Raw genomic sequence first — 13,640 nt, forward strand, 5'->3', positions numbered from 1 at the left:
GGTTGTGACCGAGCTTATCCTCGTTCATTTTTTTACACAACCTCTCCGTAAAAAATAAAACACGCCCTGCTCGGGATAACCCTTCAGGGCAAAAATAGCGGATAATGGCACGCCCCGATATGCAGCAAATCTGCCGTAGATGTGCCATTTAAGGGCATCATGGGGTTGGCTTGACTTCACCTGGTCTTTCCGATTGACTGAGGTTGCAAGCCCCCCTTGATTGATATTTTTAACAACAAAGGTGTTGCATCATGTCGGTACCCCCGCGTGCCGTTCAGCTTAACGAAGCGAACGCGTTCCTTAAGGAACATCCTGAGGTTCTCTACGTTGACCTTCTGATTGCAGATATGAATGGTGTGGTGCGTGGCAAGCGCATCGAGCGCACCAGCCTCCACAAGGTTTACGAGAAAGGCATCAACCTGCCTGCCTCCCTCTTCGCCCTGGATATCAACGGTTCAACCGTCGAAAGCACAGGCCTTGGCCTGGACATCGGCGACGCCGACCGTATCTGCTACCCCATCCCCGGCACCCTCTCCAACGAACCCTGGCAGAAGCGCCCGACCGCGCAGCTGCTGATGACCATGCACGAACTCGAAGGCGAACCCTTCTTCGCCGACCCGCGCGAAGTACTGCGCCAGGTGGTGAGCAAGTTCACCGAGATGGGCCTGACCATCTGCGCCGCGTTCGAGCTGGAGTTCTACCTGATCGACCAGGAGAACGTGAACGGCCGTCCGCAGCCGCCGCGCTCGCCGATCTCGGGCAAGCGCCCGCAGTCGACCCAGGTCTACCTGATCGACGACCTCGACGAATACGCCGACTGCCTGCAGGACATCCTCGAAGGCGCGAAGGAGCAAGGCATCCCGGCCGACGCCATCGTCAAGGAAAGCGCCCCGGCGCAGTTCGAAGTCAACCTGCACCACGTCCCCGACCCGCTCAAGGCCTGTGACTACGCGGTGCTGCTCAAGCGCCTGATCAAGAACATCGCCTACGACCATGAAATGGACACCACGTTCATGGCCAAGCCCTACCCGGGCCAGGCAGGCAACGGCCTGCATGTACACATCTCCGTGCTGGACAAGGATGGCAACAACATCTTCACCAGCGAGGATCCCGAGCAGAACGCCGCGCTACGTCACGCTGTCGGCGGTGTGCTCGAGACCCTGCCCGCCTCGATGGCGTTCCTCTGCCCGAACGTCAACTCGTACCGCCGTTTCGGCGCGCAGTTCTACGTGCCGAACGCACCGAGCTGGGGCCTGGACAACCGCACCGTAGCCCTGCGCGTGCCGACCGGCTCGCCGGACGCCGTACGCATCGAGCACCGGGTGGCCGGCGCCGACGCCAACCCGTACCTGATGATGGCGGCCGTGTTGGCCGGCGTGCACCACGGTCTGACCAACAAGATCGAACCGGGCGAGCCGATCGAAGGCAATTCGTACGAGCAACTGGAACAGAGCCTGCCGAACAACCTGCGCGATGCCTTGCGTGAGCTGGACGACAGCGAAATCCTCAACAAGTACATCGATCCGAAGTACATCGACATCTTCGTCGCGTGCAAGGAGAGCGAGCTGGAGGAGTTCGAGCATTCGATCTCCGACCTCGAATACAACTGGTACCTGCATACCGTGTAAACGAAAACGCCGCCCACAAGGGCGGCGTTTTTGTTTGGGCCAAGGGCCGACTCGCTCCCACAGGTACTGCGCAAGCCGGCGAATATCTTTACAACGGCTTCTCGAAGATCTTCGAATTGCGCTGGTAGTTGTACAGCGACGCCCGCGCCGCCGGCAGCCGTTCCACGCCACTGGGCGCAAAGCCTCGCTCCTGGAACCAATGCGCGGTACGGGTCGTCAGCACGAACAGGGTGTTCAGCCCCAGCGCCCGCGCCCGCTCCTCGATACGCTCGAGCAGCTCGTCACCACGCCCGCCATGGCGATACTCCGGGTTCACCGCCAGGCACGCCAGCTCCCCGGCCTCGGAATCGGCAATCGGATACAACGCCGCGCAGGCGATGATCATGCCCTCGCGCTCGACCACGCTGAACTGCTCGATCTCCCGCTCCAGCACCTCGCGCGAGCGACGCACCAGGATGCCCTGCTCTTCCAGCGGGCTGATCAGCTCCAGCAGGCCGCCGACATCCTCGATGGTCGCCTCGCGCACCACTTCGAACTGCTCCTGGGAGACCAGCGTACCGCCACCGCCACGGGTGAACAGCTCGGTCAGCAACGCACCGTCCTCGGCATAGCTGACGATATGGCTGCGCGCCACGCCGCCCTTGCAGGCCTCGGCGGCGGCATCCAGCAGCTCGGCCTGGTAGTCGCTGCCCAGGCGCTGCAGGTGCGGCGCGATCTGCTGCGGCCGCAGCTCGCGCACCAGCTGGCCATGCGCGTCCAGCAGGCCAGGTTCGGCGCCGAACAGCAGCAGTTTGTCGGCGCCCAGCTCGATGGCGGCGCGGGTGGCCACGTCCTCGCAGGCGAGGTTGAAGATCTCGCCGGTCGGCGAATAGCCCAGCGGCGACAGCAGCACGATGGAGCGCTCGTCGAGCAGGCGGTTGATGCCCTTGCGGTCGACCCGGCGCACCTCGCCGGTATGGTGGTAGTCGACCCCTTCGAGCACGCCGATCGGCCGCGCCGTGACCAGGTTGCCGGAGGCCACCCGCAGGCGCGAGCCCTGCATCGGCGAGGCCGCCATGTCCATCGACAGGCGCGCCTCGATGGCCAGGCGCAGGGCGCCGACCGCATCGATCACACAGTCGAGCGTTGCCGCATCGGTGATGCGCATGCCGTGATGATAGTGCGGGGTCAGGCCGCGGGCGGCCAGGCGGCTTTCGATTTGCGGGCGCGAGCCGTGGACCAGCACCAGCCGCACACCAAGGCTGTGCAGCAGCACCAGGTCGTGGACAATGTTGCCGAAGTTCGGATGTTCGACGCCATCACCGGGAAGCATGACCACGAAGGTGCAGTCGCGGTGGGCGTTGATGTAGGGAGACGCATGACGCAGCCAGTTGACGTAATCGGGCATGACAGGGCCTGTGGATAAGTGAACGGAGAACGAAAAGGCGCACAACGTTCGAAAGTCATCGTCGGAACAGGCTTGCGGTCACGCGCGGTCTCCTCTGGTCAGGGAAAGATCAATGGCTCAGGCAATAGTGCCGGATCAGGTCACGGAGTAGACGCACAGTAGGCTCGATTCGTGACATTTCCAGGTATTCGCCGGGCTGGTGGGCGCAGGCGATGTCACCCGGGCCGAGCACGATGGTCTGGCAACCGAGCTGCTGAAGATAAGGCGCTTCGGTGCCAAAGGCCACCGCTTCGGCGCGGTGACCGGTCAGGCGTTCGGCCAGGCGCACCAGTTCACAGTCCGCGTCCTGCTCGAATGGCGGTACTTCGGGGAACAGCGGCGCATAGTCGATACGCACGTCGTGACGTTCGGCCAAAGGCGCGATCTTGCCGCGAATCGCCGCGCGCAGCTGCTCGACATCCATGCCCGGCAGCGGGCGCAGGTCGAACTCCAGGGCGCACTGGCCACAGATGCGGTTGGGGTTGTCGCCACCATGGATGCAGCCGAAGTTCAGGGTCGGCGTCGGCACCGTGAACTGCGGGTTGCGGTATTGCTCCTGCCAGGTACGACGCAGGCCCATCAGCTCGCCCATCACCGCGTGCATGGCTTCCATGGCGCTGCGGCCCAAGCTCGGATCCGACGAATGGCCACTGCGCCCGAGGATGTCGATACGGTCCATGAGGATGCCCTTGTGCATCCTGATCGGCTTGAGCCCGGTGGGCTCGCCGATCACCGCCGCCCGTCCGAGCGGCTGGCCGGCCTCGGCCAGGGCGCGGGCGCCGGACATCGAGCTTTCCTCGTCGCAGGTGGCGAGGATCAGCAGCGGTTGCTTGAAATCGTGCTCGAGCAGCGGGATGACGGCGTCGATGACCAGGGCGAAGAAGCCTTTCATGTCGCAGCTGCCCAGCCCGACCCAACGACCATCGACCTCGGTCAGCTTGAGCGGATCGCTGCCCCACAGCTGCGGGTCGTAGGGCACGGTATCGCTGTGCCCGGCCAGCACCAGGCCGCCCGGGCCGGTGCCGCGGCTGGCCAGGAGGTTGAACTTGCCGGGGCTGACCTGCTGGATCTCGCAGGTGAACCCCAGGTCGCCCAGCCAGCCGGCCAGCAGGTCGATGACCGCGCGGTTGGACTGGTCCAGCGCAGGCTGGGTGCAACTGACCGAGGGCGCGGCGATCAGGGCGGCGAACTGGTCTTTCAGCGACGGCAACGGCATGCGCGACTCCTCGACGGCGTGAAAGGCATCATAACAATGGCGACCCGTCACCTGGCAATCCACAGCATCCTCGTGGAGCAAGTACTGTAGACTGCCCAGCAACGATGCCCCTCCTTCCGAGCCCGCGATGCACAAAGAAACCGAACTCAAACTCCGCGCCAGCCGCGAGACCCTTGCCGCCCTGCGCGAGCACCCCCTGCTGAAGAAGCGCAACAAGTCCGGCTGGCAGACCCGCGAATTGCTCAACCAGTATTTCGACACCCCCGAGCGCGACCTGTCCGCCGCCCGCGTCGCCCTGCGCCTTCGCCGTGATGGCGATGTCATCATCCAGACCCTCAAGTGCCGTGGCCAGAGCGTCGCCGGCCTGTCCGAGCGCAACGAGCACGAGTGGCACCTGGACAAGGTCAAGCTCGACCTCAAGAAGCTCGACGCCACCTGCTGGCCCGAGCAACTGGCCGAGCTGGACAAGAAGACCATCAAGCCGCTGTTCACCACCGACTTCACCCGCGAGTACGCCGAAATCGCCTGGGGCCGTGGCAAGGCGAAGGTGGTGATCGAGGCCGCGCTGGACCAAGGTTTCGTGATCGCCGGCAAGCGCAAGGAAGAAATCTGCGAGCTGGAGCTGGAACTGCGTGAAGGTACCCCTGAGGCGCTGTTGGAGCTGGCCGCCGAGCTGGCCGCCAGCCTGCCGCTGATGCCCTGCGACATCAGCAAGGCCGAGCGCGGCTACCGCCTGCTCGATCCGGACAGCTACGAGCTGGGCCTGCCGGTGACCGAGCTGCAGGCCGAGATGCCGCTGGACGACGCCTACGCCGCCCTCGCCTGGCAACTGCTGGGCAGCAGCCAGCGCCTGGCCGAGCAGTATCGCCACAATGGTCACTGGCGCCTGCTGCAGGACTGGGTTCGCTGCCTGGCCGAACTGCGCGCCCTCACCGCAAGCCTCGGCCAGGCCGCGCCGCGCCCGACCACCCGTGCCCTGCGCGCCAGCCTCGACGCGCTGCTGGAAGACTGGCGCCCGCTGGTGCTGGCCGGCAACGATGACGAGGACATTCGCCGCGCCGCCCCCGAGCAGTTCGCCGAAGAACTGGAAGACCCGCGCTGGGGCCAGTTCTCCCTGGAGACCGCACGTTGGCTTACCGCCCGCGCCTGGACCGCCGAGCGCAAGGGCCGTGGCGAGCGCCAGGGCAAGGCGCAGCTGGCCAGCTGGCTGCAGCACCTGCTGGGTGAGGAGTCTCGCGCCCTGAAGCTGCCGCTGTACGTGCAGCGCCCGGAAGACCTGGCCGAACAGCTGCCACGCATCGAATGCGTGCAGAGCTGGCTGCACCACGCCCGCCAGGTGCTGGACCTGCCGCAACAGGACCGCCTCTACGGCGAGCTGAACAAGCTGCACGAACTGGCCGAGCAACCCCTGGTGGAAGAAGGCAAGGAAGAACTGCTCGAAGCCCGTATCGAGCAGGCCCGCGCCATCGAGCAGAACCGCGCCTGGAAGCACCTGCTCAAGGCCTGAGTCCGCGCTGCCCGCTCCTGCACTTCGTGGGAGCGGCGGTGCGCCGTTGCGACTTGCCCCGCGATCGACTCGTCAGGGTCTCAATGGCAAGCTCGTGGTCGACTTGATCTCCGACAACGCCACGATCGAGTTCACTTCCTGGATACCCGGCACGTTCGACAGCTTCTCGAAGAAGAACCGCTCATAAGCCTCGATATCCGAGGTAACGATGCGCAGCAGGAAGTCCACCGCCCCCATCAGCACGTAGCATTCCAGCACTTCGGGAAACCCGCGGATCGCCTCGGTGAACTCGGCGAAGTTCGAGCGCCCATGCGCATTGAGTTTCACCTCGGCAAAGATCTGCGTGTTCAGCCCCACCTTCTTGCGATCCAGCAGGGTCACCTGCCCGCGGATCACGCCCTCCTCCCTCAAGCGCTGGATGCGCCGCCAGCATGGCGACTGCGACAGGCCCACGCGCTCGGCGATCTGCGCGCTGGACAGCGACGCGTCCTCCTGCAGCAGCTCGAGGATGCGCCGATCATAGGCATCCAATCCACCATGCATTATCAATTCTCCAGAATTCAACTTTGCGAATTAAACTATTCTCAATAGATAGAAAACGCTCAAATCATAGCGAAAAAATACCATCGCCAACGTGCAAGAATTTCTTCACATTCGTGGAGAAACGCCATGCACTCAGCCGAACACCCCAGGATCGACGCCTGGGCCGCCAACACCGCCCACAGCACCGTCCACTATCGCCTGCAGGCCGAGGCGGAACCGGACAGCCTGTGCCGGGTGCTCAACCTGTTCGCCCTGCAGTTCCTCACGCCGCACAGCGTCCAGGTCAACCAGTGCGATGACCTGCTGGACATGGAAATCGGCATCGGCGGCCTGAGCTGGCACCGCGCCGAAGTCATCGCGCAGAAGCTGCGCAACCTGGTCTGCGTGGCCGATGTCAGCCTGGAGTGCCAGCCACGCCTGGCGCAGGCCGCCTCGGCCTGATCGCGCTCCGGCAAGATTCCGAAATCCTTTTTTCACCCGAGCGCCGCGCCCTCTGGCTAGCCTTGCCAGCGTCATGGATCACCTGGCAGGGATCTCGCCATGTTTGCCAACGCTAGCCAAGACCTGGACCTGAACCGGCTGCTCGACGCCTTGCTCGCCGAACAGCGGATCGCCGCCTGCGACGCGCTCCAGGCGCTAGAGCTGGCCAGGCAGAACCCTGACGAGCATCCCCTGGAGCTGATCGCGACGCTGGCCCTGGCAGATCCGTTGCACCCTGGCCAGCACCTGGACCTCGATGCGCTCTGCCACTGGCTGGCCGATCAGGTGGGCCAGCCATTCCTGCACATCGACCCGCTGCAGGTCGACCTGGCACAGGTCGCCAGCCTGATGTCAGCGGCCTTCGCCGAACGTCACGGCATCCTTGCCGTGGCGCTGGACGACAGCTGCGTGACCGTGGCCAGCGCCCAACCCTATCGACGTGACTGGGAGGCCGACCTGTGCCACGGCCTGGGCAAGCGCGTGCAACGTGTGCTGGCCAGCCCCCGGCAGATCCGCCAACTGACGCCCACCTTCTTCGGCCTGGCACGTTCACTGCGCGATGCCCAGCAGCCCCCGGCGCCCGGGCTCGGCGAACTGGAGCAGTTGCTGGAGCTGGGTGCCAGCCAGGCCCAAGCGGGCGCCGAGGATCAGCATGTGGTGCGCATTGTCGACTGGGTGCTGCAGTACGCCATCGAGCAGCGTGCCAGTGATATCCACCTGGAACCGCGCCGCGAACTGGGCCACCTGCGCCTGCGCATCGATGGCCTGCTGTACCCTGTCTACGCCTTCCCGGCGGGCGTCGCACTGGCCATGGTCAGCCGCCTGAAGCACCTGGGTCGGATGAACGTGGCGGAGAAGCGTCGGCCCCAGGACGGTCGCCTGAAAAGCCGCCTGCCGGATGGTGCGCAGATCGAGCTGCGCCTGTCCACGCTGCCCACGCCATTCGGCGAGAAGCTGGTGCTGCGTCTGTTCGATCCGCAGCTACGCCATGAAACCCTCGAGCACCTCGGCCTGGAGGCGCCCTTGCTGGCCCAGTGGAAAACCCTGCTGCAACGGCGCCAGGGCATCCTGCTGGTAACCGGCCCCACTGGCTCGGGCAAGACCAGCACCCTCTACGCCAGCCTGCGCCACCTGGCCACGCCCCAGGTCAACCTGTGCAGCATCGAGGACCCCATCGAGCGCCTTGAGCCGGCGATCAACCAGCTGCAGGTGCAACCCGGCCTGGGCCTGGGCTTCGCCGATGGCGTGCGCGCTCTGCTGCGGCAGGACCCGGACATCATCATGATCGGCGAGATACGCGACCAGGAAACCGCCCAAGTGGCGGTACAGGCGGCGCTGACCGGCCACCTGGTACTGTCCACCTTGCACACCGACGATGCCTGCGCGGCAATCACCCGCCTGCAGGAACTGAAGGTGGCCGACTACCTGATCAGGGCCACGTTGCTGGGGGTCATGGCCCAACGGCTGGTGCGCACCTTGTGTCCTGCCTGCCAAGGCATGGAATACACCGATCGCCCCGCCTGCCAGACCTGTCGGGGCAGCGGCTTTCATGGCCGCACCGGGCTGTTCGAGCTGCTACGGGTCGACAGCGCGCTACGCCAGCGCATCACCCCAGACGCCGACCTGGAAGTGCTGCGCCAGCAGGCGATCGCTGATGGCCTGCACGACCTGCGCCGCAGCGGAAGCCGCCTGGCCGAGCAACGGCTGACCTCCATCGAGGAGGTGCTACGAGTCTGTGGATAAGTAAGAAATCCCCTGTATGGTCGGGAACTTGGCAGCGGTAAAACGGATCAAACCGGCATTCCGACAGCCCTCATCGACCGAGGTGATTCATCATGCGTTTCAAAACAGCCATCGCAGCCACCGTCCTCTGTTCGCTGCCCCTCGGCTCGGCCATGGCCGACACGTTCTGGCGCAACATCATCTCCTCCGGTGCCACCACCGCCTCGACCTACCTGACCTTCAAGGACCACAAACTGATCGTCGCCGCCCAGGACGACGCCGGCAGCTTCGTCGCCAGTGAAGGCGCCATCCGCGGTCCGTTCCTGGAAGCCGCGATTCGCCAGGTACGCGCGGACAACCCGGGCGTCCAGGCCAGCGACATGGAACTGGCCAACGCGATCCTGGCCAAGAACGCCGTGGCCGAGTAAGTCCCGGGCCGCTGTGCAGCCCATCGCAGGCAAGCCGGCGATGGGCTGCACAGCGGCCCCAATGCAAGACGGTTTCCCCTCCCACGCCAGACGCTAGCGATACGCCTCCACCGGCACGCACGCACAGAACAGGTTCCTGTCTCCATACACGTTGTCGACCCGGTTCACCGCCGGCCAGTACTTGTGCTGGCGCGCGTGAGCGCTGGGGGCGATGCCCTGCTCGATGCTGTACGGCCGGTCCCAGGGCGCGAGCACGTCGGCCAGGGTGTGCGGCGCATGCTTGAGCGGATTGTCCTCGGCCGGCCAGTTGCCCTCCTGCACTTGGGCAATCTCGGCCCTGATCGCCAGCATCGCCTCGACGAAACGGTCCAGTTCGGCTTTCGACTCGCTCTCGGTGGGCTCGACCATCAGCGTGCCCGGCACTGGGAACGACATGGTCGGCGCATGGAAGCCATAGTCCATCAGGCGCTTGGCCACATCTTCCTCGGTGATGCCGGTCAGCGCCTTGAGTGGCCGCAGGTCGAAGATGCACTCATGGGCCACCCGCTGGTTGCGCCCACGGTAGAGCACCGGGAAGGCATCGCGCAGTTGGCTGGCCAGGTAGTTGGCGGACAGGATCGCCACCTCGCTGGCATCGGCCAGTTGCGGCCCCATCATGGCGATGTACATCCAGCTGATCGGCAGGATGCTGGCACTGCCCCAGGGCGCCGCGCTCACCGCGCTGTTGGTCGGCTCCAACCCCGGCACCGGCACCACCGGGTGGCTGGCGACGAACGGCTTGAGGTGGGCGCGGATGCCGATCGGGCCCATGCCCGGGCCGCCACCGCCATGGGGGATGCAGAAGGTCTTGTGCAGGTTCATGTGCGAGACGTCGGCGCCGATGTCCGCCGGTCGCGCCAGCCCGACCTGGGCATTGAGGTTGGCGCCGTCCATGTACACCTGCCCGCCATGCTGGTGCACCACCTCGCAGATCTCGCGGATCCCCTCCTCGTACACGCCGTGGGTGGAGGGGTAGGTCACCATCAGGCATGACAGCCGCTCGCCGGCGGCCCGGGCCTTGGCCTTGAGGTCGTCGAGATCGACGTTGCCGTCTTCGTCGCACTCTACGATCACCACCTCCATGCCGGCCATCTGCGCCGATGCCGGGTTGGTGCCATGGGCCGAGGACGGAATCAGGCACAAGGTGCGCCCGGGCTGGTGGCGGCTGCGGTGGTAACGGGTGATGGCCATGAGCCCGGCATATTCGCCCTGGGCACCGGAGTTGGGTTGCATGCAGATGGCGTCGAAGCCGGTGATCGCGCACAACCAGCTTTCCAGCTCGTCGATCATCGCCTTGTACCCTTGCACCTGGGCGGCCGGGGCGAAGGGATGCGGCAGGGCGAACCCCGGCCAGGTGATGGGAATCATCTCGCTGCTGGCATTGAGCTTCATGGTGCACGAGCCCAGCGGGATCATCGACTGGTTCAGCGCCAGGTCCTTGTTCTCCAGCTGTTTGAGGTAGCGCAGCATCTCGGTTTCGCTATGGTGCAGGTTGAACACCGGGTGCCCGAGGATCGGCGTACGGCGCATCAGCGCCCCAGGGATGCCTTCGGGCAGCGCCTGCTGGTCGAGCGTGGCGATGTCCAGGCCATGGTCGACGCCGAGGAAGATATCCAGCAGCTTGAGCACCGTGGCTTCGTTGCAGGTTTCGTCCAGGCTCACGCCCAGGTGCCCGCGTCCGAGGATGCGCAGGTTGATGCGGGCGGCCTCGGCGCTCTCGATGATCGCCGCCTGGGTACCGCCGACATCCAGGGTCAGGGTGTCGAAAAAGTGCTGGTTGAGGCGCTTGATGCCCTTGGCCTCGAGGCCGGCGGCAAGGATGAAGGTCAGCCGGTGCACCCGCTGGGCGATGCGCTGCAGGCCCTCGGGGCCGTGGTAGACGGCGTAGAAGCCGGCGATGTTGGCCAGCAGCACCTGGGCTGTGCAGATATTGGAATTGGCCTTCTCCCGGCGAATGTGCTGCTCGCGAGTCTGCAGGGCCATGCGCAGCGCGGTATTGCCGCGGGCATCGCGGGACACCCCGATGATGCGCCCGGGCATGGCCCGCTTGTAGTCGTCGCGGCAGGCAAAATAGGCCGCGTGCGGCCCGCCGTAGCCCATCGGCACGCCAAAGCGCTGGGTCGAGCCGAGCACCACGTCGGCCCCCAGTTCGCCCGGCGGCGTGAGCACCACCAGGCTGAGGATATCGGCGGCGACGCAGGCCAGGGCCTGCTGGGCGTGCAGCTGGTCGATCAGCGGGCGCAGGTCGCGCACCTCGCCATGGGTGTCCGGGTACTGCAGCAACGCCCCGAACACCTTGTGCTTGGCCAGGTTATCCACAGAATCGATGATCAGATCGAAACCGAAGCCCTCGGCCCGGGTCTTGAGCACCGACAGGGTCTGCGGGTGGCAGTGCTCGTCGGCGAAGAAGGCGTTGCTCTTGCTGCGCGCCACGCGCTTGGCCATGGCCATGGCCTCGGCGGCGGCGGTGGCCTCGTCGAGCAACGAGGCATTGGCCAGGGCCAGGCCGGTGAGGTCGATGACCATCTGCTGGTAGTTCAGCAGCGCCTCCAGGCGCCCCTGGGCGATCTCCGGCTGATAGGGCGTGTAGGCGGTGTACCAGCCGGGATTCTCCAGCACGTTGCGCAGGATGACGGTGGGGGTGATGGTCGCGTGGTAGCCCATGCCGATCAGGCTTGTCCACAGCTGGTTCTGCGCGGCATGGTCCGCCAGCCTGGCCAGCGCGGCCTGCTCATCGAGAGCCGGCGGCAGGTCCAGCGGGCGGTTGAAGCGGATGCCCGGCGGCACCGTCTGCTCGATCAGCTCGCTGCGGCTGGCGACGCCGAGGGCATCGAGCATGGCCTGCTGCTCCTGGGCATCGGGCCCCAGGTGGCGGCGCAGGAAGGGGTTGGGCTCTTGCAGTTGATGCAGGGATGGCGACTGGGACATGGCGACGATCTCTTCCTGGACCAGTTCTCATGGGAGACTTACAAGTCTAGGAAGGATTGCCGGATGTGCGGGGATTATTGCATTGGCCGTGCAGGCCTCATCGCGGGGCAAGCCCTTCCCCACGATGAGGCCAGTCCTGTCACTCGCCGATCAGGGCTGCGTAACCAGCGGCATCCAGCAGCTTGTCCAGCTCAGCCGGGTTGCTTGGCTTGAGCTTGAAGATCCACGACTCGTAGGGTTCTTCGTTGAGCAGCTCCGGGCTATCGGCCAGTTCTTCGTTGACCGCGATCACCTCGCCGCTTACCGGTGCGTAGATGTCCGACGCAGCCTTGACCGACTCGACCACGCCAGCGGCGTCGCCAGCAGCGAACACCTTGCCGACTTCGGCCAGCTCGACGAACACCACGTCACCCAGGGCTTCCTGGGCGTGGTCGCTGATACCCACGGTCACTGTGCCATCGGCTTCCAGGCGGGCCCATTCATGGCTTTCGGCAAAACGCAGGTCGGCGGGGATATTGCTCATGTCTTGTCTTCCTCGATTGGGTCAGCGGTCGGCCCGCCATTTGAGTGTTCAGATCAGGATCTTGCCATGGCGCACGAAGGTCGGCTTGACCACCCGCACCGGGTACCACTTTCCGCGGATCTCCACTTCGGCGCGGTCGCCGGTGGCCATGGGCACGCGGGCCAAGGCAATGGATTTGCTCAGCGTAGGCGAGAAACTACCACTGGTGATCTCTCCTTCGCCAATCCCGGATACACGGACCACCTGGTGGGCACGCAGTACTCCGCGCTCCTCGAGCACCAGGCCGACCAGTTTTTCCTTCACGCCCTGCTCGATTTCCGCCAGCAGGCCGGCACGGCCGATGAACTCGCGGCCCGCCGGCTCCCAGGCGACGCTCCAGCCCAGGTTGGAGGTCAGCGGGGTGTGGGCTTCGTCGATGTCCTGGCCATACAGGTTCATGCCGGCTTCCAGGCGCAGGGTGTCACGCGCGCCCAGGCCGCTCGGGGCGATACCGGCGCCGACCAGGTCGTTGAAGAACGCCGGGGCCTGCTCGCCGGGAAGAATGATCTCCAGGCCGTCCTCGCCGGTGTAACCGGTGCGGGCGATGAACCAGTCACCGTCGGCGAGGCCTTCGAAGGGGCGCAGTTCGCGAATCAGCGCGGCACGCGAGGCGCTGAGCAGGGCGGCGACCTTTTCCCGGGCATGGGGGCCCTGGATGGCGAGGATGGCCAGTTCGGGGCGGACTTTGAAGCCAACCTTGAATCCTTCGCTCTGCGCTTGCAGCCAGGCCAGTACCTTGTCGCGGGTGGCGGCGTTGGCCACCAGGCGATAGCCGTCCTCGGTGCGGTAGGCGATCAGGTCGTCGATCACCCCGCCATCGGCGTTGAGCAAAGGGCTGTAGAGGGCCTTGCCGGGGCTTTCCAGACGCGTCACGTCATTGGCCAGCAGGTGTTGCAGCCAGGGCGTGGCGGCGCAACCTTCGATATCGATGACGGTCATATGGGAGACATCGAAGACCCCGCAGTCGCTGCGCACCTGGTGGTGCTCCTCGACTTGCGAGCCGTAATGCAGGGGCATGTCCCATCCGCCGAAATCGACCGTCTTGGCGCCGAGCGCCAGGTGCAGGTCATACAGAGGCGTACGCTGTCCCATGGGTTTCTCCTTCCGGGCGTGGCGAGGCGGCGGCGGTCGGCGATGTTCAAGCATCACCTGTTCTTGTAG

The 13,640-nt window shown here is 65.4% G+C and carries 11 protein-coding genes; 5 read left to right on the forward strand and 6 right to left on the reverse strand.

The genetic code is table 11. The features are described 5' to 3' along the window. The first annotated feature begins 251 nt into the window (after positions 1-251). Positions 252-1,628, forward strand: a complete 1,377-nt coding sequence (locus ACVWZ5_RS04540; protein WP_028688543.1) for a glutamine synthetase family protein — start codon at positions 252-254, stop codon at positions 1,626-1,628. A gap of 88 nt (positions 1,629-1,716) precedes the next feature. Here ACVWZ5_RS04540 and argA read toward each other — a convergent pair whose 3' ends face one another. After that, positions 1,717-3,015 (reverse strand): amino-acid N-acetyltransferase, encoded by a 1,299-nt coding sequence (argA, locus tag ACVWZ5_RS04545; protein WP_062572490.1) that lies wholly within the window; start codon positions 3,013-3,015, stop codon positions 1,717-1,719. Between the two features lie 109 nt (positions 3,016-3,124). Continuing rightward, the gene (argE, locus tag ACVWZ5_RS04550) at positions 3,125-4,270 is read right to left on the reverse strand and encodes an acetylornithine deacetylase (RefSeq protein WP_062572489.1); all 1,146 of its coding nucleotides are present in this window, start codon (positions 4,268-4,270) and stop codon (positions 3,125-3,127) included. 127 nt (positions 4,271-4,397) lie between these two features. On the opposite strand from argE, the gene ACVWZ5_RS04555 reads away from it, so the two are divergent. Continuing rightward, positions 4,398-5,777, forward strand: a complete 1,380-nt coding sequence (locus ACVWZ5_RS04555) for a CYTH domain-containing protein (protein ID WP_062572488.1) — start codon at positions 4,398-4,400, stop codon at positions 5,775-5,777. Positions 5,778-5,849: 72 nt separating this feature from the next. Here the strand turns inward: ACVWZ5_RS04555 and ACVWZ5_RS04560 are convergent, their stop codons facing one another. Then, entirely contained in the window at positions 5,850-6,320 is a 471-nt protein-coding gene (locus tag ACVWZ5_RS04560; RefSeq protein WP_062359868.1) for an Lrp/AsnC family transcriptional regulator, read from the reverse strand. A gap of 126 nt (positions 6,321-6,446) precedes the next feature. Between ACVWZ5_RS04560 and ACVWZ5_RS04565 the strand changes: the two genes are divergently transcribed. The 3 genes from ACVWZ5_RS04565 to ACVWZ5_RS04575 all read left to right on the forward strand — a co-directional run bounded on the left by ACVWZ5_RS04565 (position 6,447) and on the right by ACVWZ5_RS04575 (position 8,950). Continuing rightward, positions 6,447-6,761, forward strand: coding sequence for a hypothetical protein (locus ACVWZ5_RS04565; protein WP_186599646.1), 315 nt, complete (start codon positions 6,447-6,449; stop codon positions 6,759-6,761). Between the two features lie 99 nt (positions 6,762-6,860). After that, positions 6,861-8,543 (forward strand): GspE/PulE family protein, encoded by a 1,683-nt coding sequence (locus ACVWZ5_RS04570; protein ID WP_457340436.1) that lies wholly within the window; start codon positions 6,861-6,863, stop codon positions 8,541-8,543. A 92-nt stretch (positions 8,544-8,635) separates the two neighbouring features. Then, complete coding sequence (locus ACVWZ5_RS04575; RefSeq protein WP_028688550.1) at positions 8,636-8,950, forward strand: DUF2388 domain-containing protein; 315 nt, start codon at positions 8,636-8,638, stop codon at positions 8,948-8,950. Between the two features lie 93 nt (positions 8,951-9,043). Here the strand turns inward: ACVWZ5_RS04575 and gcvP are convergent, their stop codons facing one another. From gcvP to gcvT, 3 genes are all read right to left on the reverse strand, one after another. Next, on the reverse strand, positions 9,044-11,917 hold the full coding sequence (gcvP, locus tag ACVWZ5_RS04580; RefSeq protein WP_457340437.1) for an aminomethyl-transferring glycine dehydrogenase: 2,874 nt from the start codon (positions 11,915-11,917) through the stop codon (positions 9,044-9,046). Positions 11,918-12,056: 139 nt separating this feature from the next. Then, on the reverse strand, positions 12,057-12,440 hold the full coding sequence (gene gcvH, locus ACVWZ5_RS04585; protein ID WP_062572484.1) for a glycine cleavage system protein GcvH: 384 nt from the start codon (positions 12,438-12,440) through the stop codon (positions 12,057-12,059). Positions 12,441-12,488: 48 nt separating this feature from the next. Further along, positions 12,489-13,571 carry a glycine cleavage system aminomethyltransferase GcvT gene (gene gcvT / locus ACVWZ5_RS04590; protein ID WP_062572483.1) on the reverse strand — a complete coding sequence of 361 codons (1,083 nt, stop codon included), beginning with the start codon at positions 13,569-13,571 and terminating at the stop codon, positions 12,489-12,491. Positions 13,572-13,640: the final 69 nt, after the last annotated feature.

This window comes from Pseudomonas sp. TE6283 (genome assembly GCF_054060555.1).